Raw genomic sequence first — 25715 nt, 5'->3', positions numbered from 1 at the left:
GTACGTGACAACACCCGTCGTCGCGTTGACCGACGTCGTGCCGTGAGCGGGCGGTGTCGTGACAACGACGGATGTCAGATCCAGGTCGCCATCAACATCGGCGTCATTCGCCGGAACATCAACCGACTTGCCCACACCAGAAGTCACTGCGATCGGTCCGTCATCAACAGCCACCGGCGGAGACTGGACCACCGGGTTCGTGGCGGTGACGGACTTGGTATACGTGCCGAGGTCGGAGTTGTAGTGGTATGAGGAGCCCGAATAGTCGTAGATGTTTGCATTGACGAGACCGGTACCTGGAGCTTTTACCAAGGCCGTGACCGTGACCACAATTGAGTTGCCGCCTGCCTTGCCCGTCCCTAGACAGGACCTATAGGACCCACTCGTCGTAACCGGGTCCCAAGTGCATGCGTTGGCGTAGAAACCGGAAGTCGGCGGGCCACCGGCACCTGTTTCTGGCTGCGTATAGGTGCCAGTCACGGAAAGAATTTCAAAAATGGTGCCGTCCAATGAGGGTCCAGCGGACAGCTGCTCGTAACCCTGCGTGGCAGTCTTTCCCGTCAGCGAGTAGCTAACTGTCTGACCGACAACAACATTTGTCGGTCCCGTCACCGAGGTCACTGCGTTGCGGTTTTGAGAGACGAGCTTCTCAACGTAAATCTCGCGTGTCGTCGGGGTGCTCACGGTGGTGACTCCCGCGGCCGCAGCCGAAATCGTGAAGCCACGTTTGCCGTTGTAGGCCGCCGCATTGCGTGTGATCTCGACCGTCCACCATAGCTTGGTGCACGAATTGGCAGCGATAGAGGGAAGATTTTTCGTCGCAGTGCTGTCGAGATTGATGTAGGTATTGGCAGTCGTCCAATTCCATGACACGTCAACACCGGTAACCGCCGCGCCGGTTACGTTGCATACCTTGGCACCAACCGAAAACTGGTTGGGCCCTGACGTAACACTGTTGCTGTCCAACCCGACGACGTTCCACTCGGTGGGGGTGATCGTTAGCGAGTTAGTAGCGGCAGAAGCGGGTGAAGCACACATTGCGAGAACGATGGCGCTCAGGGCCACGATCGCACCGACGCGAAATTTGACAGGAATCAAGACAGGGGCCTTTAGATAGTCGGGTTTCTCGAAGGTGCAAGTTCCTTCGAGCACGACCCTGCCGCCGCTAGGTGTCGGCTGACGAGATCTTGAAGAGCCTGTCAATAAGGGTGCGGACTGTACATACCCCAGTTAGGGATTTTGCGCTGCTCCCGCCGGATTAGGCCAAACACATCGCATCTGACGAGACCGCCGGAACACCGCTACGGGCCCGACTGTCTCGGTATGGCCACACACTGCCCGAGCGGGCGATTCGCCCAGCATTTGAGACAATCCGACGCGTGTAAAAATGGGCAAACTGGCACCAACCTCCGAGCGATCTCAAGACGTTTTTCCGACCGGGCCGATCGGATGCGCATCTTACGCAAGGAGTCTCAACCCGGGTGCGGGCATCCACTCGACCCGGCAGAATTGAACCATGACCCCGCTCCCCCGCAGCACCCCCGAAGCCGAGGGAATCTCCTCCACCGCCATTCTCGATTTCGTCGCCGCGGCGGAGGACCAGCTCGAGAGCCTGCACAGCCTCATGGTCGTTCGGCACGGCCGCGTCGTCGCGGAGGGCTGGTGGAGTCCCTATGCGGCGCAGCATCCGCATCTCATGTTCTCGGTGAGCAAGAGCTTCACCTCGACCGCCATCGGGCTCGCCATCGGTGAGGGCCGGCTCACGCTCGACGGCCTCGTCGTCGACCTGCTTCCCGATGACCTGCCCGCGCAGATCGACCCGCACCTGGCCGTGCTGACCGTGCGCCACCTGCTCACCATGACCACCGGGCATCCGACCGACACGGTGTCGCTCGCCGACGACTCGCACGGCGTCAACTGGGCGCGCGCCATTCTTGCCCAGCCCCTCGAGTTCGCCCCGGGCACCCACTTCGTCTACAACAGCGGTGCGAGCTACCTGCTCTCGGCGATCCTGCAGCGGCTCACCGGAGAGCGCCTGTTCGACTACCTCACCCCGCGACTGTTCGAGCCGCTCGGCATCGTCGGCGCCACGTGGGAGACCTGCCCGCGCGGAATCGATGCCGGCGGCTGGGGGCTCTCTCTCACGACCGAGCAGCTCGCGACCTTCGGCCAGCTGCTGCTGCAACGCGGCGAGTGGAACGGCACGCGACTCATTCCGGCGGAGTGGATCGACGAGGCCACCCGAGTTCAGGTGGACACGTCGGGCACCGAGCACGACGTCGACGGCCGCCAGGGCTACGGCTACCAGTTCTGGTTGAACCGGCCGACGGGCTACCGGGCCGAGGGTGCCTTCGGCCAGTTCTGCCTCATGCTTCCAGAAACGGATGCCGTGATCGTGCTCACCGCGGCGCTCCCGACCGCGCAGCGCGCCCTTGACCTCCTCTGGGAGCACCTGCTGCCCGCCTTCACCGACCAGCCGCTGCCGGAGCAGGAGACCCATCTGGCCGAAACGCTCGCGTCCCTCACCCTGCCGACCCTCCTCGGCGAGCCGTCGTCACCGACGGCGGCACGGGTGGCGGGTATCCGCTTCGACTACGACGATGCGGAGGTGACCGCGGTGACTTTCCAGCCGGGGCTGCTGACGATCCTTCGTGGCGGCGTGGAGCAGTCGCTGGCCTTCGGCCACGGCGAGTGGGTGGCATCCGCGGATACCCAGGTTCGGGCGAGCGGCGCGTGGGTCTCCCCGAGCACTCTGGTCGTGCGGGCGCTCAACGTGGGCACGCCGTTCATGCGCACATTCACGCTTGAGTTTCGGGATGACGCGTTGACCCTCGATATCGATCAGAACGTCTCGTTCGGGGACCTGCCCCACACTCATCTGGTCCGCGGCTGACCGCTCAGATCCACGCTGTCCGCGTCAAGCGGGCTTGTCGGTTCCCAACGCTTCGTCAATGGCGCGCTGCCAGTCCTCCCGCTCTTTGCGTGGGCCCATCAAGCCGTCGAGCTTGACCTGGAACAACAGGCCCCGGCGGGAATTAATCTGTTTGATGTTGCGGAGAATCTGGGCATTCACCGCGTCGAGCGCCCGTTGCACGTCTCGGATGCGCTGCTCCGGGTCCTCCCACAGGTGGGGGTTGGCGAGCATGTCCAACAGGTAGTCGCGGTCGAGTGCTGCGGCGAGCGTGTCGAGTTTGTCCTCGTACTCGGCCTGGACGAGCCCCGGTTGCTCCTAGTAGGCCTTGACGCTCAGCCGCCGGAACAGATCAGTCACGTTTGCGACCACCGTATCGACCTGCCCGATCACCGCTAGGGCCGCTCGGTCTCCAGCCGCCGCAGGCACCAGATACAGATTCCGGAGCGCTATGAGTCTCGCCATACGGGCTCGGATGCGCGGCGGCGTCGGGTCGACCATGCGTGAGGCCATCGCGATATAGGTGCTGGCACGACGACGTAGGATCCAGCCCCCCAGTGCCGCGGCTGCCGCAAAGATGGCCAGGAGCACCCATCCGAACGCCGTCGGACCCTGACTGTCAAAAGCAGCCCTGAGCGTTCCCGCGACGATGTTGATGAGTACGGCGGAACCGAAGACTGCGCCAAAAACGACCCAAACAGTCCTCTTGTGCTAGTCGTAGCCCGCCAGTCGCAATCCCCGCACGTCGCGCTGGGCCCCGAAGAGCGTGATGAGTGGGTCGATGATTACCCAGTAGCCGAACCCGCCGAGGGTGAAGAGTTTTAGTCGGGCCGAGCGGGTCTTTCCGAGGTAGAACCTGTCGGCGCCGAACAAGCCGAGAAAACAGGCGAGCAGCAACGTCACGATGAAGCTCGTGCTGCCTTCGCGTACGGCGGGCAGGGGGCGGGAGGCTGATGTTGGTTGCCTGGCGCCTGACGTAGGCGGCGGCACGCGTGGCTGCGGAGGGCTGCTGGTCAAGTCGCACCTCCCTCGATGTCCTTCGTTAGGAGCGGTTCGGCCAGCATGAGAACGAATCTGGCCGGCTCAAGGGACGTGCGTGATTGTTAGGTCCTGCGCGGTCCTCCGCCAGTCATCAGGTGTCGCAGCCGATGCCGTCCTTGTCACGGTCAAACTTGGGCTGGAAACCCGGCGATCCCGCGGAGATCGGGGCCGCTCCCGCGGCGCGCACGGCGTCGCAGTTCTCGTAATAGAAATCAGTGGCCGGGGCCGGGGCCGGAGCAGGTGCCGGGGCGGGAGCAGGAGCTTGAACGGGTTCCGGAGCCACGACTACCGGGGCCGGAGCTGGTGCAGGCGGGGCAACTACAACAGGAGCTGGTGCAGGTGTGAACGAGGAAGTCAGCGCCATTTCCCCAGTGCAGGAGCCGAGGACGCGGGTCATAGCATCGTGCTCGGCCTGAGTGACCCACAGACCATAAGTGGCCTTGACGGACACCTGTCGGGCGACGTAGCCGCAGCGGATCGCCTTGTTCGACGGCAACCAAGTTGCGGTGTCACCGTCGCTCTTCTGGGCGTTGGAGCGACCATCGACGGCAAGGAGATTGATGGGATCGTTAGCCAGAGAAACGCGCTGGGCCTGAGTCAGCTGCTGAGCGCCCGTCTGCCACGCATTCGACAGGGCTACGACGTGGTCGATCTGCACGAACGCTGACGTGTCCTGACCTCGAACGAAGGCGATCGGCGCGGCAGTGTACGGCGAGACGAGATAACCGGTCATCACCCGACAGGTTCCCGACTTGGTGATAGGGCTCAAGTCCCGAGCGAGGATGTCGTTACGGGTGTCGCATCCGTTGCGATCCACGTCGATCCAGGCGGAGCCGAACATGCCGGTGCGCTCGTAGCCGGTCTTTGCGGCTTTGCCCTTGACGGGGATAGTCGCGAGGAGCGCAAGTGCCGTCGTGTCAGTGGAGCTTGTATCTGCAGCCACAACCGACACGACCTCAGTCGGTGCGGAGACTGTCGCGGGGTCAACCGGTGCTTCTTCCGAAAATTCCGGCCCCTGCGTTGTCGTGGGGGTCGGTGTTGGAGTTGGAGTTGCGGTTGCACTCGGTGTCGCACTCACCGTGGGCTGCTCCGCCACAGCAATTTCACCGGCACCTGGCGCTGCAGCAGCGACCCCACCTGAGATGAAGAGAACCAGGCTGGCAGCCACCGCGATTGCAGTTGTCTTGCGGGCTGATACGGATGCCCACGGCCGGCGACCAGAGAGCGCGTAGACACCGGTCACCAACGCAGCCATTCCCAGAATGACGAGTATTGCCGGGAACCCACCGACAATGGCGTACATCAGAGCGAAGAAAGCGACCAGACCGCCGAGGACCCACGTGCTGAGAGGCCGCTGCAATTTCAGAGGGCCCGCAGACGATGTGCTGACAGGAGCCGTGATCGGCTCGAGCTTGTTCCTGCCAAATTTTCTCATCTGATCCCCTGTTTCACCGCTCTCAACTAGAGCGTAGACATGTCTATTTGAAACGTACTGGAGGCGGGGATGAGCCGATCACCGGCCGAACACCCCAGAACGGGGGCCCGCCGATGTTAGGACCGCTATCGCCCGAGAGGAGCCAGGTTCGCCTCCACGGCGTTAGGGATGAATGCCCTCAGGTAGGCACGAAGTGCTGGGTCGCAGACGTAGACGTATGTCCCCCGGATACCACGGGTCAGCAGCACCGCGTAGATGTTGGTGATGAAACGTAGGAGGTCGTCGTCGGTGTACTTCTTGCCGAGAACGTCATTGTTCTCTTTGCCCTTTTTATCGAAGTACGACCCTCGGTCGATGACCAGCTTGTGCTCCTCCGCGTCGTAGCGAAGGTCCGGACCGATAATCACGCCGGCGTAATTGAGGTCATACCCCTGAACTGTGTGGATCGAGCCCACTTCGTCCACGGACTTCGGCGACGCAATCCAGTCGGTCTGCGTGCTGTTCCACCGGAGCTGACAGCCATCTAACTCAATGTCAAAGGCGGTCTTGTCGGCCTTGGTTTTCCAGGCCCACGCGTAGCCGGCGAGCAGGCGCGAGAGGCCGACCTCGGCATCCCTGCGACGGATCTCCGCGCGCATCTCCACAAGGCTGTCGAACAGCCGCAAGTCGTAGCCCTCGAAAAGCTCGGGAGCCACCACTTGCGGCCTGCTAATCGCCGTCGTCGTTCCGAGGACGCGCCTGACGTAGGCGACGTAGTCGGACCCCGCTTGCACTCGCATTTGCGACATCAGCGGGTAGTGACGTCGCGTGAGTTGCGCTTCGATCACGAGGCTGTTCAGTAGCTCTGGAGGCACATCGGCCGGGCGAACGCTCTGCGCGGCGTCCATCAGAAAGATCTGATGCTTGCTCTTCTTGGTGATCCAATCGAGCTGGGTCTTCGTCTTGTCGTCGCTCCCAAAGAGCTTCTGGGTGATGAGGCTGAAGTTTCTGTTTTGGACACCAGAGGGTTGATTGGCTCGTTGGTTCAGCCGGTGGGATTCGTCGACGATGAGCAGGTCGAAGTCTTCCGCGGCGAATCCGACCTCGAACGCTGTCATGACCATCTCCGGCCGAAGCCCCGGCGTCTTGCGGAACACCTTCTTGATCGACTCACGCAACGACTGCTGCGGCACCACCAGGCCGATCCGGATGTTCATAAGAAGCTCGCGATAGCCGTCGACGAAGTACTCAGAGAAGAGGGTGTCGCTGTCCACATCTTCATCGGGAGCCGAGTTCGCAATATCGACGAGCAGTTTAAGCAGGTAGATGGCTACAACGGTCTTGCCTGTACCGGGGTCACCTTGGACGACGATCGTACTGTCGGTGCCCGCCTCCAGATCCTCGAAGAGTCCCTCGAGGATGCCGTCTACGGCAATTGCCTGGTCCTGTGAAAGCGCTTTGAACGGTGAGAGTTTGAACAGATCACTATTCTCGATCTCGGGAATGCTTCGGGTGAAGACTCCGTCACGCCGGAGCTGGTCGAACACCTCGCGGAAGGTCTCGCGGTACCGGTCACGCTCGTAGTAGTCGGCCTCTGTGATCCCGTCATTGCGGTTCAGCACCCGATAGAAACCGTCACCAGCAAGCATCCGGATCAGGTACGACTCCAGATCGAGGCACACGGACTTATTGAACGTCGCATCTACGATCACCCGGACTGTGCTCAGGTGCTCTTTCTCGGACGAGTCGAAGTGCTGGCGCATTCGTGCCGCCGCGTTCCGCGACTCCCCGACGTACACGTCGTTGAGCGCTCCCCTGTTAGCGAGTTTGCCGCCAACCTTGGCATCGTCCAGAACGTAGACGACCGGCCAGTTGGTGTTGCGGTGATCGCGCGGCGCCCACGCCCGGACAGCTTCTTTGGTGAAGTCGAGGCGCACGATTTCAAAGGACGTCATATTTGGCGCTGCGCCCCCGGGACTTATCCACTGGATACTTCTCGCGCGTTTTGGCCAGCTTATCCAGAACAATCTGGTTCGGGTCTACCCCAAGACGGTCGGCAAGCAGAATGCAGTATGTGAGGACGTCGGCGAGTTCATCGCGCACGCGATCTGTGTCGGCTTCGGCATTCCATTGGAAGCACTCGAGAAGTTCGCCGGATTCGATGGCGATGCTCTTCGCCAGGTTCTCGGGGGTGTGGAACTGGGCCCAATCACGCTCGACGACGAAGGCTGCAATTTCGTCGCGGACTGAAAATTCATCCATGTCGCAAACCTAGCAGTGTGGCGTTCCTCCAGATTTTGCCGTCGGATGCGAGGCCGCCCCTGCTACAATCAATAGCCCAGCTGGTTGTGAACAAGGTTAACCTTGCGCAGCCCGGAGACGACCTTCAACCGCTCACCCGTGACGAGTCACACAGTTTTTGCATGGCCTATCTGTTCTATGCAGCTGTCTTGAGTCGCCCGCGGGTATACGCCCTTCGCCGAGCGTCATCCTCATAACCATCCGGCGCGGGTCTCGTCCGGTCCACTGCCCGTCAAATCAATCAGCGCATGATCCATACCCACTGGCGCAAAAGGAAAACTCGTTCCGCAACGACAACAGGCTGGGCGACGTCGCCGAACAAAACTTCGTGGCCACAACGAGCCCCGAGCATCGCTTAATCCAGGAATCGCTCCTGAGAATTCTCAGGAGCGATTCCTACTAGCCGGTTCTCGGGCGTGCTACAGGGCGATGTAATTGCCATTGTCGTGAAGCATGAAGCCGGCCGACGCCTCGGGCACGAGGAAGGTCATGTGGCCGGTAAAGGCACTGCCGGGGTAGAGGGTTGGGCCCTCGTACATTTTGGACATACCGTCGCCAAGTACGAGGCCGGAGTCCTCGTTGTACTGGTTTCCCTCAGGGGTAGAGAGGGAGAGGTCAAATGAAGCAAGTGACGGTTCAACACCGTCCTTGTCGATGCCGGTCATGGTCAACTCGACGACGACCCACTTGAAACCAGCGGGTGCAGGGTCATTGAACATGTTCCACTGCGTAACGTCTGGGCCATCGGCGGATACACGTCCGGTGAGAGAGTACTTGTCGCCGCCGAGGAGCCCCTTCGCCACGTAGGGCTGGGGCATCGGGTTGGTTGCCGTACCTGCCTCCGGCGCCGGCGCTGCCTCAGGTTCCGCGGCAGGCTCTTCCACGGCTGCGGGCTCTTCCACCGTGGCTGCGGGCTCTTCGGTCGCTACCGCGGCCGCCTCTACACTGGCGGCGTCGTCAGTCTTCGGTGACCCGTTCAAGTTGCTGAGGATGATGATGAACGCGAGCAGTCCCACCGGGATAAGTACGCGCTTTCGCAGAAACCACTTGCGCTTCGGTTTTTCCGGCAGCGTTGCCGCTGGTGGGGTTGGTACAGGGGCGACGGGCATCCACTCGTTCTGCGCGGTGAGGATGTGCCCGTTCACAATGTCGCCCACCTTGTACTGTGGCTGATTCACTCCGGTGTCGCTCATGTATCTACCGTTCGTTGTTGTGTGAAGCTTCCCCCGCACGGGCGCTGATTGGGCCCGTGGCCATCGACTGTCGTCGGCACGACTAACGCCGTTCGGTTGTCGAACGTACCGGTGGCGCGGGGGCGTGGCTCCCCGCCGACACCTTTAGGCCTGTAGTGCGACATTTCAATTTACCGCTCGGCCGAGTTCCGAGGAGACGATTCGCCTACCCCCAATTAGGGACGCACTAGCTCTGAATATCCAGATCAGGATTGGAGGGACGGACTACAACGAATCCACAGTCGTCGGCGGCCAGCGGGCCCGGCCGTCCGAAGTGCCCTAGAGGGCAGCAATGCAGAGCAGCGGCTCAGGCTGGTGCGACGAGGAATCGCTCTTAAGTATTCTCAAGAGCGATTTCTTTCGCCGCCGGCCTTCGCAGCGTCGGCGGCGTAACCCCGTCTAGCCGGCCGCGCGTCTGACAAGCCCCCGCAATTTCGTCTCGACGTCGGCAGTCATCGTGACGACCGCGTAGGCGACCGGCCATATTTCGCCGTCATCCAGCGCGGCGTGCTCGTCGAAGCTGACCGAGCCGTATCGCGTGCCGAACTTGGATGCCGGCTGGAAGAAAACGATGTTCTTGCCGTCCTTGGCATAGGTGGGAAATCCGTACCAGGTCTTGGCGTCGAAATGCGGCGCCTCCTCCGAGACGATCACATGCAGTCGTTCAGCGATGCTGCGATCGGTCCCTTCGAGGCCATCGATGGCCGCAAGGCAGGCATCGAGTTCTTTCGCCTTCTTGGCCGAGCCTTTGACCCCCTTCATCGCTTTGAGTTCGGCGGCGCGCTGCTTCATAGCGTCGCGCTCGGCATTGCTGAAGCCAGTTTTCGTGTCGCTCATCTCAGTCGCGCTCCTTCGTCGTCGAACCAATGGTCTGCCGGAGGCGGATCGTGTTGCCCGCCGCGTCGGGGATCGCCGCGTCGGCGTGAGGCAGCAAGCTCGAGTGAATTTGAATTGGGATGTCCATGGCCCACAAGCTACGCGCTGCGCTGACCGCGCGCCTCTCGATTCTGATCGGCCTTGTGACCTGACGTTGAGGCCACGGCCTGAAATCCCCGCGCCCCAGCCGGACATCCCTCAGTATGAGAGTTGTGACCGACACCGAGCGCGAGAAACGGATGCGCAACCTCGTCGCGCTCGTCGCGGAGCCGGTACGCCGCTACCTGTACCGCCGCACCGACGCCGCCACGGCCGACGACGTGGTCGGCGACACCCTGCTGGTGTGCTGGCGCCGCCTCGACGAGGTGCCCGACGACGCACTTCCGTGGGCGATCGTCGTCGCTCGACAGTGCCTCAGCAACGCTCAACGCGCCGAGCGTCGCCGCATCCGTCTCATCGGCCGCATCATTGCCATCGACCCACCGGATGCTGCGGACGAGGACTCCGCAGCAGCCACCGTCGATGGCACCGCCGAGGCGGCCCGTGTGACCACCGCTCTCGCCGGTCTGCGTCGAAACGACGCTGAGATCCTACGACTGTGGGCGTGGGACGAGCTGACAAGCCCGCAGATTGCCGTCGTGCTCGGCATCAGCGCGAACGCAGCGGCAATCCGCCTGCATCGGGCGAAGGCGCGCCTCAAGCAGGAGCTAGTGAAATCCGGCGACCCGACCGGACATGTATCTCACGACGAAGGGAGCGAAGATGCACGACGATGACCGTGCCCTGCGCGACGAGCTGCGCGCGGCCGATCCGGCCCGCACGTTGCCCCCTGACTCGCCGACGTGGCTCGACCACAGAATGGAGCAGATCATGACCGACCAGTCCCCCACCACAACGACCGTCACCCGTGAAGTGCCGCGACGCGCGTTCCGGCGGTGGATGCCGGTGGTCGGCATCGCCGCCGGCCTCGCCATCGCCGCCGCCATCGTCGTGCCCCTCGTCGTTGGCGGCCCGGAACGCACCGTCGAGGCGCTGCAGCCTCCCCCGGGCGGAGGCCTCGCGAGCGGCAGCTGCCTGAGGCTCGAGCCGGCGACCGTCGCGGCACAGGAGCAGGCGTTCGCCGCGAGGGTGCTGCAGGTCCAGGGCGACACCGTTTTGCTGGAGGTCACGGAACGCTTCACCGGCGACGTCGCCGACCGCGTGGAGGTGTTGCAGGGCGACGCGATGACCTCCGACTTCTCGGGCGTGCCCTTCGCGGTCGGCCAGAGTTACCTCGTCGGCGCAGTCGATGGAACGATCACCGGCTGCGGCGTCACCGGGGCCGACAGCGCCGAGCTGCGCGCGGTCTACGACGAAGCGTTCCCTGGCTGATCCACGCCCGAGCCCAACGTCGGCTGCCACCCATTGACAGCGACCGGTCGGTGCGTAGGCTCCGTTCACTATTCCCTCCTTCCCGAACGGAGATGTTCATGGGAAGCGAGATTCCCGGCTACAGCTTTGATGCGGTTCCGCCATCTCCGATTAGCGCGGCCGAGCTGGCGGAACTGATGCAAAGCGTGCTGTTCACCGAGGATGATTCGCTCGCGCCTGCTCAGGCCGGTGATGTGTTGCCGGATCAGGTGGAGGCGATCCTCGACGTTTGGTACGGATTCGTTGGCGCGAATCCGCACCTCCTGCGGTATTGCTCTAAGCGCACGCTTCGGGCAATGGATTCTCGATACCTGCCGCCGACCCTACGATGCTCAATGGCTCGCATACGCCGATAAAATCGGGCGCCGGCATACCGCCCCGCACAACGAAACCGATTCAGCAGCATCGGTCCCAACCATTCCACTGCGTCACATGGCGGCGCTGATCTACCCGATCACGGCCACCATCCGCCCGTTCCTTGCCACAGGCGACCACTCCGACGCCGAGATCGAGCGCATGCACCAAGCCTGGTTCAAGTCCGTGACCCGGCAAGTTTCCCTATGGGTTCGCCCTTACGCGAGCGACGGCAACTGGTAAGCCCCTCCTTCGTCCAGGGTCGGCCTGCGGGCACGGACCGCTGGTGGCGCCATCGAGAGTGATCATGAGGCAACGACTGTGCGTCGTTCGCGATGATGCGCGGCGCAGCGCCAGGCACCCAGGCGACAACTGTGTGGTGATTCCGGGAGGCACGCCTTCACTTTTGGACGCGGTCATGTCGCCTGTGACACGTTTTTGCCGGAGGCTGTACTACTACCACCGTCTGCGGGGCGTCATCCCTATCGCCGCCAGCATCGTGGGGGGTCCGTTTTCGCCGCTCTTTTTTCATGCTTCATTCGCTACTCACCAATCGACTCACTCATAAGCCAGACTTTCTCCAACCATCGTCGACATCCCCTCTTCAATCAGGACGGGGAGGACCGCGAGGGGGCGGGAATCCGTCAGCGGGTGATCTGTTGGATCTGACCGGACACACCCGGTTCGAAGACCAAGGCGTAGAGTTCGTTGTCCTCGTCCTGGCCGAATCCGATGAGCTGGACGTCCAGAGGCTCGTCGCGGAGCTCGACGACGCGGTGGGGCCCTGTCTTGGAGCCGGAAGTGGCGAACAGCCTGCCGTGTGCGTTGTTCAGCCGACGCGAGGTGTCGCCGAATACGTACTGCCCTTGGAGGGCGGGAACGTCGGTGCCCCGGTAGACGTACCCGCCGATGATGGCGGTACCGTCGTCGTGGTCATACTGGGCCACTGGGTCGGTGAACGTTGCGTTGCTGGTCGTTCGAGCGGACACGAATCCGTCGGAGCGTGAACCGTTGAGTTGGAATCCGCCGGGGTTGAACAGGAACCCGCCTTCCCGGACTCGCCAGCCGTAGTTACGGCCCGCGGAGACCACGTTGACTTCCTCGACGTCGTTCTGACCAACGTCGGCAACCCAGGCCTGGGCAGGGGTTCCGGAGTTGCTGGAGGTGAAGTCACGGGCGTCGAAGGAGAACCTGAACGGATTGCGGAAGCCCATCGCGAAGAGCTCCGGGATCTGGCCCGCGGGGCGTGTGGTGGCGAAGGGGTTGTCCGCCGGTATGCCGTACTGCCCGTTGAGGGCGTTGGTCCCGTTGACGTCGATCCGCAGCAGGTCACCCAGCGGGTTCGTAGGGTTCTGCCCGTTGCCGTTGGCGCCGTGTCCGAACATTGGGTTGCCGTCGAAGTTCGTTTGGCAGTTCTGGTCGTCTGAGCCGCCGCCGTCACCGAACGCGATGTACAGCATGCCGTCGGGACCGAAGTGCAGGTCGCCCGCGTTGTGGTTGGCCTGTGGCTGGTCGACCGTGAACAGGATGCGGCTACTGGACGGCGCGCCGAAGCGAAGAGGAGCGGTGCTGGTTGGGCGCCATTCTCGAATCACGCTGCGATGGTCAGGGACGACGCTGGAGAGATCGCAGGAACCGGGCGGGTCAGGAGGCAGTGGGAAGGTGGCCGGCACTGCTGGGTTGAATGCTTCGGAGGTGTAGGTGAAGAGCCGGCCGTCGGCGGCGAAGGCCGCGCCGAGGAAGCCCCGCTCGTCCTTGGGGTCCTGGGGGCCGACCAGCAGAGGACTGACGTCGAGGACCGTGGTTAGCTGCGCTACTGGGCGAGGGGCGTCAATGCTGAGTTCTTTGAGCTGTCCGACCTGGTCGACGATGTAGAGCTTGCGGCTCTGCCCGGGTGCGGTGATCCCTGCGAGCGGTGCGGTCACGTCGGTAGTGACGAGCGCAAGCCCGACCTGTACGGGACCCTGGGGCACGTCGGGAACGGGGTCGCCGATCCCGTCGTCGCCGCTGGCGGACGCCGAGCCTAGGGCGAGCGCAGAAGTGGCCGCCCAAGCAGTCGCGACGGCGGTCAGCCGGACAAGCCGCCGGCGCCGCGAGGAGCGGCGAGGGCCTGGCGAATGGTCATGCATGAGGAGTCCTCTCATGAAGCGACCCAGGCGACGAGTGCCGCCTGAGGGGGCGCCATCGGACGACCGTCCCTCGCCATATCACAGAAAGTGAGGGGATGTCAAACCCCAAATAGAGGCTAGTCCTGGGCCGAAACACTGTCAACCTTCCCGAGCGGCATCATCGTCGACGACTGACCCCGCTTCAGTCGATCACTTGTGACCCCGGGGAGGAACATCTGGACGACAGGCGTCAGCAAGGGTCGTTCATAGGACACCGCTCAGGTCAAGCGCAACAGATGCGTCCAGCACCGAAATTCAGGCCGTCTACACCGAACTCGCAGAAGATGGCGAGCGCAACCAGCGCATAGCGGCACACGTGCTGGGCGCTTATCGAGCGGGACGCAACTGCCTCGTTCTCTCTACCCGCGTTGAACATGTCGCTCGGCTCGCGGAGCTCTTGGACACGGAAGCCGCTACGGTCTTCGTCTTGCACGGGAAGCTGGCCCCCAAGGAGCGGCGCCGGATCCGGACCGAATTATCCGATCGTGACCCCTCCGATCCGTTCATTCTCGTTGCGATCGACAAGATCGCCGGCGAAGGCTTTGACCTCCCCAGCCTCGACACTCTTTTCCTGGCCGTCCCGATGGCCTTCATAGGCCGGATCGTGCAACAAATCGGTTGCATCTCCCGCGCCTCGCGCCCCGCGACCACCACGCCCGGCCCTGCCACGTCACAGGTGCACGACTACTGGGACGCCGAGGTACCGGTATTTGACCGGATGTTCCGCAAGCGCCAGCGTGTCATGGCGAAGCTCGGCTTCACCGCGTCGGGCGAGACCGACGCTGGGCCCCAGGGATTGGCCTCGCCACGAGTGCCCTGATGAGCGCCGCCAGGGTATGCAGGATTCGAGCGGCGTCGAGCCTCGTCCCGGATATGGGAGCGGTTCCGATCTTCCAGCCACCGATCTCGTCGACGGGATACTCGAACGCGATCTACAGGAGGTTGTAGAGATCTGTGACCTCTTTGGGCGCGTGGCGAGACTGGGCGGCGTAGGCCTTGAAGATGAGTGCGAGCTCGACCGGGGGCACGCGGACCACGAAATCAAGCGGGGTTCCGTCCGTCAACAACACGCCGACTTCGAGGACGATCGGATCAACAGAGAATGCAATGGTCACCTGGGACACGCCGCACTCGGCGGCGAGGTCCATCTAGGTTCGCGGTCGCGGCGTCCGGAGGATCACACGGAGCAGGGCGAATCGGCCCCACGCGACACCTCCCCGTGCCGCCGCAGGTCCGCGGGCGGAGGCGAGCGCCCCGGGCAGCGTGCTCTCTATTTTCTTGCCCGCAAGAATGACGACCCGGTCCTGCACCGAAACGACCGCAATCCTTGGGTCGACCCTTCTATAAGGTGAAGCTTGATATCTCGCTATAACTTATGGCCCGAAAATTGACTAGAGGTTATAGAGACGCATGCCGGACGTCGGATGCGTCGCTGATGGTCCCGATCCGAGGACGAACGATTCCTGCTCGGCCTCAGACAAAGGCGACCGCGCGCACCGGCGCCCCGTCGCCGCCAAGTCGCAGGGGGAAGAAGCCGATCCGCACCTGCGAGGGCAGGTCATCCAGGCCGCAGAGGTTCTCGACGATCAGCCCGCCGCGGCCCAGCACGACCTCGTGCACGGGAAAGGCGGCGGACGACGTACCGGTCGGGTCGGGACTCAGCGTGTCGACCGCGAGGATCCGCATCCCGCGAGCGACAAGCTCGCTGGCAGCACCGGCATCGAGGGCCGGATGCCGCACTGCGCGTGCGTCGCCGAACCACCGCGCCCAGCCCGTGTCGATCACGACTATCGGGGGCAGTCGATCTGGTAGCGGATGCTCCGCATTCAGCCGGTCCCACCCGTATACCTCGCCCTCGGCGAGCGCTCGCACCCGCACCACCAGCGCATCGCCGAGGAGCTCGTCGAGGGCCACATCGGCCATTGTCCGGCCACCGGCGACGGTATGGGACGGCGCATCTATGTGCGTCCCGGTATGAGACCCCATTCGCAGCCCCGTCACGGCCACCCCGTCGCGGTCGAGGTCCAGGGCGACGTCGACGTGGACCGCCGGGTCGCCGGGATACACCGGCATCCCGTCGGTGATCGGATGGCTGAGGTCCCGGAGCGCCGTGCGCGGCGGTGCTCCAGGACCGTCAGCGAGAGGTGTCGGCATCGGCGAGGTGCCGGCTGGGCTCGAAAGGCGTCTTGCTGCGGCGCGCGAGCGAGAAGGCCAAGTACACGGCGAAGGTCAGGAGGAATGCGGGAACGGTCGCACCGAACGGAAGCGGCCACACGTACGCCCACACGTAGGCGGACGCCGCACCGACCACCCACGACGCGACCGCGAGCCAATTGATGCCGCCGGTGTACCAGTAGCGACCGCCCTGAGTCTTCAGGATGTCGGCGCTGTAGCTGCCGCGCGCAACGATGTAGTAGTCGACGATCATGATCGCGAAGATCGGTGCGAACAGGGCGCCGATCGTGACCAGGAACGTCGTGAACTGAGCCAGAAGACCGAAGAAGGTCGAACCGATGATCGAGATGAGCCCGAGGACGATCGCGGTGGGCAGGAACTTCACCCGGCGGCCTGGGAGCGCGTTGACCACACTCGTGACCATGCCGTAGACGACCATCGTGTTCGTCGCCATCACGGACAGGAAGATCGCGACCGCGAACAGGGCACCGAAGGGTTCGATGATCGTCACAGGGTCGAACGCCATCGCGTCGCCGCCCGCCAGGACGACGTAGCCGATCGCACTCGCTCCGAGCGACATCGAGATCACCGTCGACAGGGTGTAACCGATTCCCGAGCCGACCACGCCCGCGCGGGTCGTCGATGCGAAGCGGTTGAAGTCGGCCGAGAGCACCGTCCACGATATGGCGGTCGCGACCACGACATCGAAGGCCAGTCCCGGGGAGTAGAACGGCTCGAGCGTCGCCGGGATGGCCGCGAAGTCTGCCGGCGAGAACGTAGTGAACGCCACGACGAAGATGTAGGCGGCGATCGCGAGGATGACCGCGGCGAACCACGGTTCCACCCGAGCGACTCCGGCGTGGCCGAAGATCGCGAGGATCACGACGATCGTCTGGCAGAGCACCGCGAAGATGACGGGGTTCGAGAACCCGGTCATCGACGCGACGATGTAGTTGAGGGCGATCCCGGCGAGCATCGCCTGCACCCAGCTCCAGCCCATGAGGATGACCACGTTGGCGGCCACCGGCAGCAGGCTCCCGCGCGTCCCGAACGGTCCGCGCGTGATTGCCATCGTCGGCAGGCCGGTGCGCGTTCCGATCGCGCCGACCGTCACGAGCACTGCTGCTCCGACGATCGTTCCGCCCACGATCAGAGCGATGACGAGGCCGAACGGCACATCCGGCACGAAGAGCGTGCCGGTAAGAAGGGTGGTGACCACAAGGTTCGCGGCCAGCCAGATCATGAGCACGCGGCCGAGCGAGTAGGTTCCGCGAACCGGGCCCGCGTCATCTGAGTTGGTGTCCAGTCGGCCTTCGAGACGGGTGTAGAGCGACATCTTTGGGCTCCTCGATGAATGGGGTCGGGTCAGGGCTGGGGTGAGAGGTGTTCGTGGACGGCGATGAGGCCGCCAGAATCAGACCGGAAGACGATCGTTTCGCGCTCCTGGTAGGACATCGGTCCGTCTGCGGTGTTCACGCTCGTGCTAACGGAGTGGGTGAAGACGGCTCCGCCGGGAAACGCCTGCACCGCGGCCGCGCTCGATGCACAGGATTTCACGCTCCAGCCGCCGCCCACCCACTCTTCCCACATGGCTTCGTAGGCAGCCCGGTCCTCGATTCGCGCAGGTTCGGTGTGGAAGATGAAGGTTGCGTCGGGTGCGAACAGCGAGAAGTAGCGCGGGCCGTCGGTGGCGGCGAACGCCTCGACGATGGCGGATGCCGCGGCACGGACTGCTTCGTCCGTCGGGGTGGGCGGTGTCATGGCTGTCTCCTGTGTCGGGCTTGTCGGTCTGATTCGGGACTTCTGGGTCGGGTCGGGGCTGTGTCGGTCGGGGTGGGTCACCCAGGCGCCATCGCGCTCAGCAGCTCGTAGACGACGTGGCTGGCAGCGACAGCGGTCAGCTGGGCATGGTCGTACGCGGGAGCGACTTCGACCACGTCGGCGCCGATGATGCGCAGGTCGGCCAGGGCACGCAGCATCCGGAGCAGTTCTCGACTCGTGAGCCCGCCCGCCTCCGGAGTTCCTGTTCCCGGCGCGTGGGCGGGGTCGAGTACGTCGATGTCGATCGAGATGTAGAGCGGCGCGTCTCCGACTCTGGCGCGGATGCGTTCGACGGCGGCCGCGACGCCGTGCTCTTCGACGAATTCGCTCGTGACGATCGCAAAGCCGAGCCGGGCGTCGTCCTCGAGATCGTCCTTCGAGTACAGGGGGCCACGGATTCCGACGTGCATGCTCGCGGTCAGGTCGATGAGGCCTTCTTCGGACGCCCGCCGGAAGGGGGTCCCGTGAGTCATCGGCGCCCCGAAGTACGTGTCCCACGTGTCGAGGTGGGCATCGAAGTGCAATACCGCGACGGGCCCGTGCTGCGCGTGCGCGACGCGAAGCAGCGGCAGAGCGATCGTGTGGTCTCCGCCAATGGCGATTAGTCGGTCGGCGTGCTCGCTGAGCTGGCGCGCGCCCGCTTCGATCTCGGCTACGGCAGCAGCGATGTCGAACGGGTTCGCGGCGATGTCGCCGGCGTCCGCGACCTGCTGGGCGCCGAACGGGAAGACGTCCTGCGCAGGGTTGTACGGGCGCAGTAGACGCGAGGCCTCGCGCACATGCGCGGGGCCGAACCGCGCACCGGGTCGGAAGCTCACTCCGCTGTCGAAGGGAATCCCAACGATCGCGATGTCTGCCCGCTCGACCTCATCGAGCCGCGGGAGTCGCGCAAATGTCGCGATTCCGGCAAACCGGGGCACGACACTCGCGTCCACCGGCCCGCGGGGCTCATCCGTCGCATCTTTGCTGAACGGTTGCATATTCGACAACTTTCGGTACGCTGTAGACAACTACTGCGCTTACCGTACGCTGCCCCGCGCAGATCGTCAAGGATGAATGTGTGAGCAGCTTCGAGGAGGAACTGTGCGCGCCATCCACCCCAACGCCGAAGGCACCACGACACCCATCGGCGCCAAGCTGCGCTCCGCGCGCACCGCTCAGGGCATGTCCCTCGCCCAGGTCGCTCAGACGACGAACCTCAGCAAGGGCTTCCTCAGCCGGGTCGAGCGCGACGAGACGTCGCCGAGCGTGGCAACGCTTGTCCAGTTGTGTCAGGTGCTCTCGTTGCCCGTCGGAGCGCTCTTCGCCGAGCCCGATGTTCACCATGTCGCATACGCCGACGCTCCGCGGATCAACTTGGGCGGAGTGCACGCCGACGATCGGCTGATGTCGCCGCGCGGCGAGGAGCGTGTTCAGCTGCTGCGATCAGAACTCGAGTCCGACGCGCACGGCGGGTCCGATCTCTACACGATCAACTGCGACGTCGAAGCGCTCCACGTCGTCTCGGGATCGCTCACCGTGCGATTCGCCGGTCGCACCGTGGCCGTCCACGCCGGCGACGCGCTGACCTTCCCCGGTCGCGAGCCGCACACCTGGCAGGTCGAGGGCGGCGAGCCGGCCGTCGTGCTGTGGGTCATCGTGCCCGCGCCGTGGAGCGGCTCGGCCTGACCGAGACCGCGTCGTGTTCGAACCCCAGCGTCCTGGTCAGCGCAGGCACGGGCGCGGCCGCCCCGAAATCGTTGAGGAATCCGCTAATGGTATCCAGGAGCCCGGCAGATAGAACCCTGTCCAGGTCGGGACCGTGGCCGGTCATCCACTTCGTCCCTTCCGCAGCGAGGTGGTCCGCCACAGCTTCGTCGACGCGTTCAAGGGAGACGCTCTGGCCGGCGAAGTCGAACTCGGCCGCCCGCAGCGCATCCGGGTCCACGTCGACCGCTTCACGCTAAAGCCTGTCCGCGTCTCACTCTGAACGTTAGGCTGGCCAACAGAACCCCTGAGATCGGAGGACCAGCATGAATGGTGACGGTACACAGAGTGAACCGATCCAAGACCAGCATTCTCAATCGAACGAGGACAAGGTGGCGGGGATTCTCGCACAGGAGGAAGCTGACCTCGCCGGCCACAGCGAGCCCCAAGTCCTCGACGCGCTGCGTGAACGATTCGCAGATGCTGGACACACCGTGAGCGAAGAAGCACTCCAAGAGCATGCGCGTCGAATCGCCGGTCTCGACCCGAACGATTTCTCCAGCAAGACACAGTGACTTCCTAACCACGATGCAGCACCACCATCGAGACGATGCTGCTGACGAACTTCAACCTCCGCAAAATCGAAGCGTTCATTAGATACAAGATCAGATCCGACGTGTACGAAAGCGCTGGAAAACACTTTGAAGAACCGAGATCCCACCCACAACTCTAGAATCGCGACTGCAAGCCCACGCGAGAAGCCCAGCAACCAGAAATCGCTCCTGAGAAACCTCAGGAGCGATTTCTTTTCGTATCGACCGGACCGTTTCGTGACCTGTTTCGCTGATGGTCTCTGTGCCGTCAACTCGAAGGCCTGACAGGAGTCCACCGAAGCCAAGTCGCCCCCGTAGCTGCGCAGGTGTTTCCTTTCGCGGTCGAAACCCCCCTGCTCTAATCGTGCCGATCCGAGGACGAGCGATTCCTGCTCCCTACAGCGACGCCAAGCGCAACCGTGATGAGCGCCGCTGCGACCGCAAACGCCCAACGTGTACCCGTGGCGACATCCGCTGAAGCCGCAGTGGTGATATCCGTTGCCCCTGATGCGAAGGCGAAGACCGCGCCCATCACAGATGCACCGGTAAGAAGGCCGAGATTGCGCGACAGGTTGAGCATGCCGGAGATTACACCGCGCTGGTCAGCGCGGATGCCGGTCATGACGGTGGTGTTGTTGGCCGTCTGAAACAGCGCATAGCTGGCGGTGATGACGACGAGAGAGGTGACGTACCCCGCGATGCCGAACGATACCGGTACCAAAGACATCGAAATCGACCCAACCACCATGCCGATCAACCCGACGAAGACCACACGCTGGGCGCCCAGACGATCTACCATCCGCCCGGCCGGGACGCCGGTCAAGGCGGCGACGACGGGACCGGCCGACATCACGAGTCCGATCAGCGCAGTCTGGACCCCGAGCGCACGAGAGAGATGGAATGGGCCCACCACAAGTGTGGTCATCATCACGGTCGAGACGACCGCGCTCATCGCTAGGCCGGCGCTGAGCACGGGTACACGAAAGTTCGCCAACCGGACCAACGGTGATGTCGCTCGCCTCTCGACGAGCACAAACAGGCCCAACCCCACCACGGCAGCCAGCAGTAAAGCCAGGCTCAACGTTCCGAAAACGCCGTGCTCGAGGGTCACGGCGAGCAAATAGGCCCCGAGGGTAAGGGCGAGCAGCAACATCCCCACATAATCGAAGCCGAGCCGCCCGACCTTCTGTGTGGGGCCGTCAGCCGGCAGGTACCGTCGCGCGAGGACGAAGGTCAGGAGGCCCAGCGGCGCAGTGACGAAGAAGATTGCTCTCCAACCGAAGCCGGCGATCAAGACGCCGCCGAGCGACGGCCCGAGGGCGGTGCCGACCGCCGACATCGTCCCCAATAACCCCATGGCTCTCCCGATCCGCGACGGTGGGACCGTCTCAGCTACGAACGCCATACTGAGCGCCATCATGCTGGCTGCACCGAGACCCTGAGCTGCACGGGCAGCAATGAGGAGCCACAGGGTCGGCGCCACTCCGGAGAGGAACGTGGCCGCTGTGAAGACAGCGATCCCTGCCAGTAATAGGCGTCGACGTCCTGCGATGTCCCCGAGGCGTCCGACGCCGACGATCAGAATGGATATGGCAAGAAGGTAGGCCAGGACGATCCATTGGACTTGCTGGAAGGATGCAGAGAACCCCTCCGCCATGCTCGGCAGGGCGACATTGACGATGCTTGTGCTCAGCGCGGGCAGCAACATGGAGAGCGAGAGGGTGAGAATCGCCCATCGAAACGTCGGCGCTACGCCCGGTTTTCCGGGCAGTGGCTTGTCTTGATTGACGCTCGTTGTTGTCATTGTGAATTCTGCTTCCCTGCGCACTGTGGATGGATTCCATCAGAGTAGAGCCGCCCGTGAGTATGGCGTAAGACGCAAAATAAGCAACTGATCGATGCGTTTGACGCCATAGTTGGGCCTTCCATGGGAGACTTGCCCTATGGCAAGACCGGACTTGAATCTCTTGGTTACCCTGGACGTGCTGCTTCAGGAGGGTAATGTCACCCGGGCGGCCGAACGGCTAAGGCTCAGCCCCTCAGCGATGAGCAGAGCGCTTGCCCGATTGCGCAAGACAACAGGCGATCCGTTGTTGGTCAGGGCCGGACGTGGGCTGGTGCGCACGCCCCACGCGCTGGAGTTGGGCGAGCGCGTAGGAGAGCTTGTGCGTGAGGCCGAGGCCTTATTGGGCCCACCTGAAACGGTCGACCTCGGTGCACTGTCTGGGACCTTCACCCTGCGGACCAGCGATGGTTTCGTCGAGAGCTTTGGCCCCGACCTTATCCGCCGTGTCATCGACAAGGCTCCGGGCGTACGGCTGCGCTTCATGCAGAAGGCCAACAAGGATGCCGCTTCCCTGCGAGACGGTACCGTCGACCTTGAAATCGGAGTGGCAGACCAGATCATGAGGGATGAGCTTCATGTTGAGCCGCTGTTCAAGGACCGCTTTGTGGGCGTCGTCCGCACGGGGCACCCTCTGATGCAAAGCAAAATCACCCCCAAACGATACGCGTCCGGTGGCCACATCCGCGTTTCACGGCGAGGTCGCGAAAGGGGGGCTGTAGATGAAGCCCTCAAGCCGTACGGACTGGAACGAGAGATCACCGTCGTCGTCGGCGGCTTTGCAGCCGCACTGGCCCTGGCCCGGGGGTCAGATCTGATCGCGACGGTTCCCGAGCGACACACCAGGAACCTGCGCGCCGACCTGTCCATGTTTCCACTCCCGATCCCCACACCAGAAATCACGGTTTCGATGCTCTGGCACCCGAGGCTGAACGTGGACCCAGCACATCGATGGCTCCGGGCCTGTATGCGAAGCGCGTGCGCGGAGATCGACGGCCCCGTCTAAGCCCGCAAAGCCGATGACCGCAGTCGGCGCGGACACCCCCTCGAAGGAGTGACCCGCCGAACCGGCCGATCGGCAGAGGTAGCGATGAATCTCCGCGGTCGTCATCCGGTGATGGGTGCTGGTCGCCCGCTCCGTGCCTCCTTAGGATGAAGCAATGACGTTGGTGGTTCTGGCTACAAAGCTCTTCGTCCCGCCGCCGCGCTCCCAAAGCATCTTCCGTCCACGTCTCGTCGACCAGCTGACCGCTGGAATCCGAGCGGGACGTCGATTGAGCCTCGTCTCCGCACCGGCCGGGTTTGGCAAGACCACGCTGTTTGTCGAGTGGGTTGCGCAGACCCGTCAGCTGGATCCGACGGTCCGAGTTGCCTGGGTGTCCCTGGAGCAAAGCGACAACGACCCCGCCCGATTCCTCACCTACCTGGCTGCGGCACTCGACCGGGCCTACTCCGATGGCGGCCCGGCGGATCACGACCCGCGCTTGTCCACTGAAGTGACCCTCACGTCACTCATCAACAAGATGTCGCGAGACACGCAGCCGACGATCCTGTTTCTGGATGACTTCCAACTCATCGAGGACCCATCCGTCCGGGATGCCGTAGCGTTCCTACTCGACCACCTGCCTCCCACGATGCACCTTGCCATAGCGAGCCGCTCCGACCCACTTCTTCCCCTGGCGCGCCTGCGAGCGAGCGGTGACCTCACGGAACTGCGCGCAGCCGACCTGCGCTTCACGCCCGATGAAGCAGCCGCGTTCCTCAAGCACGCCACAGGCTTGTCGCTCACCCGAGAGGACGTCGCAGCCCTCGAGACCCGCACCGAAGGCTGGATCGCGGGCCTTCAACTGGCCGCGCTCTCCATGCGCGAGACCGCAGACATCCCCGCCTTCATAGGCGCCTTCACCGGAAGCAACCGATTCGTCATCGACTACCTCATCGAAGAGGTACTCCACCAGGCACCACTGCACATCCGGGAGTTCCTCTGCCAGACCGCAATTCTTGACCGACTCAGTGGCCCACTCTGCGACGCCGTGACCGGGCGCACGGACAGCGCCCTCATGCTGCAATCGTTGGAGCGGGCAAACCTATTCATCGTTCCCCTGGATGACACGCGGCGGTGGTACCGATACCACCACCTCTTTGCGGACGTCCTCCGATCCAGGCTGCTCATGCACGGCACCGATCATGTGGCGGCACTCCATCGCCTTGCCAGCGAGTGGTTCGAGAAGAATGACTTACCCGACGACGCGGTCAAGCACGCGTTCGAGGCCGCAGACTTCCCACGGGCCGCGCGAGTGATCGAAGCCACCATTCCCGCCGTCCGTAGGAGCAGACAGGATGCGACTCTCCTCGGCTGGCTCGCGACGCTGCCGGATGATGCACAGAAACACAGGCCAGTGCTTCTTGTTTTCTCTGCGTGGTCCTCACTCCTTTCCGGTGACATTTCCTCCGCAGATCGCCAGCTGACCGAGGCCGAACACCTCCTCGGTGCCGGCAGCGAAGACGGGGCGCCCGCGCACGAGTCCGAGCCGGGCGAGGAACTCCAGACCCTGCCCGTCACGATCGAGCTGTACCGTGCCTCCCTCGCCCTGGCCACGGGAGACCTACCAGGGATCACGCTCCATGCCCAGCGCGCGTTCGACGCCGCGAGGCCTAATGATTACCTGGGCCTAGGCGCCGCGGCAGGCCTGCTGGGCCTCGCATCCTGGGCCAACGGAGACCTCGAGTCCGGCGTGACCACGTTCCGGGGTTCCGCGAACAACCTCCGCATGGCCGGCAATCTGACCGACGCGTTGAGCACCACCATGGTGGTCGCCGACATGCTGAGGCCGCTCGGGAGGCTTCGGGAAGCCGAGAGAAACTATGAGGATGCGCTCCAGCAGTCCATCGCGCATGGCAACGACGGCCAGCCAACGGCCGACCTTCACGCGGGCATCAGTGACCTGCTACGGGACCGAAATGAACTCACGCTCGCCAAGAATCATCTAGAGGCAAGCCACGAGCTCGGCGAGAGCGCCCTCTCGCACGAGCATCGATACCGGTGGTTTCTGGCGATGGCGAGAGTACACGAAGCCGAGGGCGAGCCGGATCTCGCGCTCGCGTCACTTGATCAGGCCGGACAGCACTACCGCAGTGGATTCTTGCCCGAGGTCCGCCCGATTGCCGGCATGAAGGCTCGCATTTGGATCGCACAGGGACGCCTTCCCGAGGCACGGGCGTGGGTGGAGGAGCTGAAGCTCACGCCCGCCGATTCGGCGGACTACGCCCAAGAATTCGGTCTCATCACCCTCGCCCGGCTGCTGATCGCGGAGCACCGCGATGACCCCCTGGGCGAATCCCTCAACGTCGCGCGGGCGCTGCTCGATCGACTGCTCCGTGCAGCCGAGGCGGGCGGACGGCTGGGAAGTGCCAGCGAAATCCTGGTGCTGCAGGCAATCGCATTCGGGGTCCAGGGTGAGGCATCCCGCGCGCTCGTCCCGCTGGAACGCGCCCTCGCGTGGGCCGAACCGGAGGGCCATGTTCGTCTATTCGTCGACGAGGGCCCACCGATGCTAGCGCTCCTGCGCACGGCCGCCGGTGCGGGCATCCGCCCGGACTTTGTGCGTCAACTCAGCCAGGCGCTACGCGACACCGAGGGCGCCTGTGCTCCGGGTGCGCCGATCGGGACGCTGAGCGAACGCGAGCTGCACGTGCTCAGACTCCTGGCCACGGAGCTATCCGGCCCGGAGATCGCCCGCGAACTCTACGTCTCGCTCAACACCATGCGGACCCACACCAAACACATCTTCCTCAAACTCGGCGTGAGCAGTCGCCCGGCCGCGGTCCGCCGCGCCGAATGGTGGGGCCTGATCTAGATACCCCTTCCCGCAACAATCACCATGCGATCC

25 protein-coding genes and 1 pseudogene are annotated in these 25715 nt (G+C 63.7%); 9 read left to right on the top strand and 17 right to left on the bottom strand.

Going from position 1 to position 25715, the window contains the following annotated elements; genetic code table 11:
- A partial coding sequence (locus E3T23_RS15035; RefSeq protein ID WP_198416234.1) for a hypothetical protein occupies positions 1-1152 on the bottom strand: 1152 nt, incomplete at its 3' end.
- A gap of 364 nt (positions 1153-1516) precedes the next feature.
- On the opposite strand from E3T23_RS15035, the gene E3T23_RS15030 reads away from it, so the two are divergent.
- The gene (locus E3T23_RS15030) at positions 1517-2893 is read left to right on the top strand and encodes a serine hydrolase domain-containing protein (RefSeq protein ID WP_134371334.1); all 1377 of its coding nucleotides are present in this window, start codon (positions 1517-1519) and stop codon (positions 2891-2893) included.
- 24 nt (positions 2894-2917) lie between these two features.
- Here E3T23_RS15030 and E3T23_RS15025 read toward each other — a convergent pair whose 3' ends face one another.
- The 8 genes from E3T23_RS15025 to E3T23_RS15840 all read right to left on the bottom strand — a co-directional run bounded on the left by E3T23_RS15025 (position 2918) and on the right by E3T23_RS15840 (position 9863).
- Entirely contained in the window at positions 2918-3145 is a 228-nt protein-coding gene (locus E3T23_RS15025; RefSeq protein WP_134371333.1) for a hypothetical protein, read from the bottom strand.
- Positions 3146-3622: 477 nt separating this feature from the next.
- Entirely contained in the window at positions 3623-3814 is a 192-nt protein-coding gene (locus E3T23_RS15370; protein ID WP_166806319.1) for a TM2 domain-containing protein, read from the bottom strand.
- Between the two features lie 229 nt (positions 3815-4043).
- The gene (locus E3T23_RS15015; protein ID WP_241978022.1) at positions 4044-5387 is read right to left on the bottom strand and encodes a GmrSD restriction endonuclease domain-containing protein; all 1344 of its coding nucleotides are present in this window, start codon (positions 5385-5387) and stop codon (positions 4044-4046) included.
- A gap of 125 nt (positions 5388-5512) precedes the next feature.
- Positions 5513-7321: a DUF2075 domain-containing protein gene (locus tag E3T23_RS15010; RefSeq protein WP_134371331.1), complete on the bottom strand. Its 1809-nt coding sequence runs from the start codon at positions 7319-7321 to the stop codon at positions 5513-5515.
- Positions 7308-7628: a nucleotide pyrophosphohydrolase gene (locus E3T23_RS15005; RefSeq protein ID WP_134371330.1), complete on the bottom strand. Its 321-nt coding sequence runs from the start codon at positions 7626-7628 to the stop codon at positions 7308-7310. The genes E3T23_RS15010 and E3T23_RS15005 overlap by 14 nt, the downstream gene beginning before the upstream one ends.
- A 458-nt stretch (positions 7629-8086) precedes the next feature.
- The gene (locus E3T23_RS15000; protein ID WP_134371329.1) at positions 8087-8860 is read right to left on the bottom strand and encodes a hypothetical protein; all 774 of its coding nucleotides are present in this window, start codon (positions 8858-8860) and stop codon (positions 8087-8089) included.
- A 438-nt stretch (positions 8861-9298) separates the two neighbouring features.
- Positions 9299-9736: a hypothetical protein gene (locus E3T23_RS14995; protein ID WP_134371328.1), complete on the bottom strand. Its 438-nt coding sequence runs from the start codon at positions 9734-9736 to the stop codon at positions 9299-9301.
- Position 9737: 1 nt separating this feature from the next.
- Positions 9738-9863, bottom strand: a complete 126-nt coding sequence (locus E3T23_RS15840) for a hypothetical protein (RefSeq protein WP_255570788.1) — start codon at positions 9861-9863, stop codon at positions 9738-9740.
- Between the two features lie 124 nt (positions 9864-9987).
- On the opposite strand from E3T23_RS15840, the gene E3T23_RS14990 reads away from it, so the two are divergent.
- The 3 genes and pseudogenes from E3T23_RS14990 (at position 9988) to E3T23_RS14980 (ending at position 11782) form a co-directional block, all read left to right on the top strand.
- A complete protein-coding gene (locus E3T23_RS14990; protein ID WP_134371327.1) occupies positions 9988-10551 on the top strand; it encodes an RNA polymerase sigma factor in 564 nt (187 codons plus the stop codon).
- Positions 10538-11146 (top strand): hypothetical protein, encoded by a 609-nt coding sequence (locus E3T23_RS14985; RefSeq protein WP_134371326.1) that lies wholly within the window; start codon positions 10538-10540, stop codon positions 11144-11146. Before E3T23_RS14990 ends, E3T23_RS14985 begins: the two co-directional genes overlap by 14 nt.
- Before the next feature lie 92 nt (positions 11147-11238).
- Positions 11239-11782: pseudogene (locus E3T23_RS14980) on the top strand (protoglobin domain-containing protein).
- Positions 11783-12183: 401 nt separating this feature from the next.
- On the opposite strand, the gene E3T23_RS14975 reads toward E3T23_RS14980, so the two are convergent.
- The gene (locus E3T23_RS14975) at positions 12184-13668 is read right to left on the bottom strand and encodes a PQQ-dependent sugar dehydrogenase (RefSeq protein WP_166806318.1); all 1485 of its coding nucleotides are present in this window, start codon (positions 13666-13668) and stop codon (positions 12184-12186) included.
- Between the two features lie 355 nt (positions 13669-14023).
- On the opposite strand from E3T23_RS14975, the gene E3T23_RS14970 reads away from it, so the two are divergent.
- On the top strand, positions 14024-14527 hold the full coding sequence (locus E3T23_RS14970; RefSeq protein WP_166806317.1) for a DEAD/DEAH box helicase: 504 nt from the start codon (positions 14024-14026) through the stop codon (positions 14525-14527).
- A gap of 112 nt (positions 14528-14639) precedes the next feature.
- Here E3T23_RS14970 and E3T23_RS14965 read toward each other — a convergent pair whose 3' ends face one another.
- From E3T23_RS14965 to speB, 5 genes are all read right to left on the bottom strand, one after another.
- Positions 14640-14822 carry a hypothetical protein gene (locus tag E3T23_RS14965; protein WP_134371323.1) on the bottom strand — a complete coding sequence of 61 codons (183 nt, stop codon included), beginning with the start codon at positions 14820-14822 and terminating at the stop codon, positions 14640-14642.
- A 358-nt stretch (positions 14823-15180) separates the two neighbouring features.
- Complete coding sequence (locus E3T23_RS14960; RefSeq protein ID WP_134371322.1) at positions 15181-15861, bottom strand: cyclase family protein; 681 nt, start codon at positions 15859-15861, stop codon at positions 15181-15183.
- Positions 15842-17218, bottom strand: a complete 1377-nt coding sequence (locus E3T23_RS14955) for a purine-cytosine permease family protein (protein WP_134371321.1) — start codon at positions 17216-17218, stop codon at positions 15842-15844. The genes E3T23_RS14960 and E3T23_RS14955 overlap by 20 nt, the downstream gene beginning before the upstream one ends.
- 29 nt (positions 17219-17247) lie before the next feature.
- On the bottom strand, positions 17248-17643 hold the full coding sequence (locus tag E3T23_RS14950) for a YybH family protein (RefSeq protein ID WP_134371320.1): 396 nt from the start codon (positions 17641-17643) through the stop codon (positions 17248-17250).
- A gap of 77 nt (positions 17644-17720) precedes the next feature.
- Positions 17721-18683 carry an agmatinase gene (gene speB, locus E3T23_RS14945; protein ID WP_134371319.1) on the bottom strand — a complete coding sequence of 321 codons (963 nt, stop codon included), beginning with the start codon at positions 18681-18683 and terminating at the stop codon, positions 17721-17723.
- A gap of 103 nt (positions 18684-18786) precedes the next feature.
- Between speB and E3T23_RS14940 the strand changes: the two genes are divergently transcribed.
- Complete coding sequence (locus tag E3T23_RS14940) at positions 18787-19371, top strand: helix-turn-helix domain-containing protein (protein WP_134371318.1); 585 nt, start codon at positions 18787-18789, stop codon at positions 19369-19371.
- On the opposite strand, the gene E3T23_RS14935 is transcribed toward E3T23_RS14940, so the two are convergent.
- Positions 19337-19630: a hypothetical protein gene (locus tag E3T23_RS14935; protein ID WP_134371317.1), complete on the bottom strand. Its 294-nt coding sequence runs from the start codon at positions 19628-19630 to the stop codon at positions 19337-19339. The two genes, E3T23_RS14940 and E3T23_RS14935, sit on opposite strands and share 35 nt — an antisense overlap.
- Before the next feature lie 85 nt (positions 19631-19715).
- Here E3T23_RS14935 and E3T23_RS14930 point away from each other — a divergent pair, with 85 nt between their 5' ends.
- Positions 19716-19964: a hypothetical protein gene (locus E3T23_RS14930; RefSeq protein ID WP_134371316.1), complete on the top strand. Its 249-nt coding sequence runs from the start codon at positions 19716-19718 to the stop codon at positions 19962-19964.
- A gap of 376 nt (positions 19965-20340) precedes the next feature.
- Here the strand turns inward: E3T23_RS14930 and E3T23_RS14925 are convergent, their stop codons facing one another.
- Complete coding sequence (locus tag E3T23_RS14925; RefSeq protein ID WP_134371315.1) at positions 20341-21786, bottom strand: MFS transporter; 1446 nt, start codon at positions 21784-21786, stop codon at positions 20341-20343.
- 139 nt (positions 21787-21925) lie between these two features.
- Here E3T23_RS14925 and E3T23_RS14920 point away from each other — a divergent pair, with 139 nt between their 5' ends.
- Positions 21926-22831, top strand: coding sequence for a LysR family transcriptional regulator (locus E3T23_RS14920; RefSeq protein WP_134371314.1), 906 nt, complete (start codon positions 21926-21928; stop codon positions 22829-22831).
- A 154-nt stretch (positions 22832-22985) separates the two neighbouring features.
- The gene (locus tag E3T23_RS14915) at positions 22986-25682 is read left to right on the top strand and encodes a winged helix-turn-helix domain-containing protein (RefSeq protein WP_134371313.1); all 2697 of its coding nucleotides are present in this window, start codon (positions 22986-22988) and stop codon (positions 25680-25682) included.
- The last annotated feature ends 33 nt before the right edge of the window (positions 25683-25715 follow it).

This window comes from Cryobacterium cheniae (genome assembly GCF_004403395.1).
GTDB lineage: Bacteria > Actinomycetota > Actinomycetes > Actinomycetales > Microbacteriaceae > Cryobacterium > Cryobacterium cheniae.
The sequence above is the reverse complement of the archived record's forward strand: the minus strand, read 5'-3'. Positions and strand labels throughout refer to the sequence as shown.

What these genes read in the sequence shown, in the direction of transcription:
- E3T23_RS14920 (WP_134371314.1), top strand. Translation starts at nt 21,926, where the DNA reads ATGGCAAGACCGGACTTGAATCTCTTGGTTACCCTGGACGTGCTGCTT.
- E3T23_RS14960 (WP_134371322.1), bottom strand. Translation starts at nt 15,861, where the DNA reads ATGCCGACACCTCTCGCTGACGGTCCTGGAGCACCGCCGCGCACGGCG.
- E3T23_RS15030 (WP_134371334.1), top strand. Translation starts at nt 1,517, where the DNA reads ATGACCCCGCTCCCCCGCAGCACCCCCGAAGCCGAGGGAATCTCCTCC.
- E3T23_RS15005 (WP_134371330.1), bottom strand. Translation starts at nt 7,628, where the DNA reads ATGGATGAATTTTCAGTCCGCGACGAAATTGCAGCCTTCGTCGTCGAG.
- E3T23_RS14915 (WP_134371313.1), top strand. Translation starts at nt 22,986, where the DNA reads ATGACGTTGGTGGTTCTGGCTACAAAGCTCTTCGTCCCGCCGCCGCGC.
- E3T23_RS15010 (WP_134371331.1), bottom strand. Translation starts at nt 7,321, where the DNA reads ATGACGTCCTTTGAAATCGTGCGCCTCGACTTCACCAAAGAAGCTGTC.
- E3T23_RS14985 (WP_134371326.1), top strand. Translation starts at nt 10,538, where the DNA reads ATGCACGACGATGACCGTGCCCTGCGCGACGAGCTGCGCGCGGCCGAT.
- E3T23_RS14975 (WP_166806318.1), bottom strand. Translation starts at nt 13,668, where the DNA reads ATGCATGACCATTCGCCAGGCCCTCGCCGCTCCTCGCGGCGCCGGCGG.
- E3T23_RS14955 (WP_134371321.1), bottom strand. Translation starts at nt 17,218, where the DNA reads ATGTCGCTCTACACCCGTCTCGAAGGCCGACTGGACACCAACTCAGAT.
- E3T23_RS15025 (WP_134371333.1), bottom strand. Translation starts at nt 3,145, where the DNA reads ATGCTCGCCAACCCCCACCTGTGGGAGGACCCGGAGCAGCGCATCCGA.
- E3T23_RS14995 (WP_134371328.1), bottom strand. Translation starts at nt 9,736, where the DNA reads ATGAGCGACACGAAAACTGGCTTCAGCAATGCCGAGCGCGACGCTATG.
- E3T23_RS14930 (WP_134371316.1), top strand. Translation starts at nt 19,716, where the DNA reads ATGAATGGTGACGGTACACAGAGTGAACCGATCCAAGACCAGCATTCT.
- E3T23_RS14950 (WP_134371320.1), bottom strand. Translation starts at nt 17,643, where the DNA reads ATGACACCGCCCACCCCGACGGACGAAGCAGTCCGTGCCGCGGCATCC.
- E3T23_RS15000 (WP_134371329.1), bottom strand. Translation starts at nt 8,860, where the DNA reads ATGAGCGACACCGGAGTGAATCAGCCACAGTACAAGGTGGGCGACATT.
- E3T23_RS15015 (WP_241978022.1), bottom strand. Translation starts at nt 5,387, where the DNA reads ATGAGAAAATTTGGCAGGAACAAGCTCGAGCCGATCACGGCTCCTGTC.
- E3T23_RS15840 (WP_255570788.1), bottom strand. Translation starts at nt 9,863, where the DNA reads ATGGACATCCCAATTCAAATTCACTCGAGCTTGCTGCCTCACGCCGAC.
- speB (WP_134371319.1), bottom strand. Translation starts at nt 18,683, where the DNA reads ATGCAACCGTTCAGCAAAGATGCGACGGATGAGCCCCGCGGGCCGGTG.
- E3T23_RS14925 (WP_134371315.1), bottom strand. Translation starts at nt 21,786, where the DNA reads ATGACAACAACGAGCGTCAATCAAGACAAGCCACTGCCCGGAAAACCG.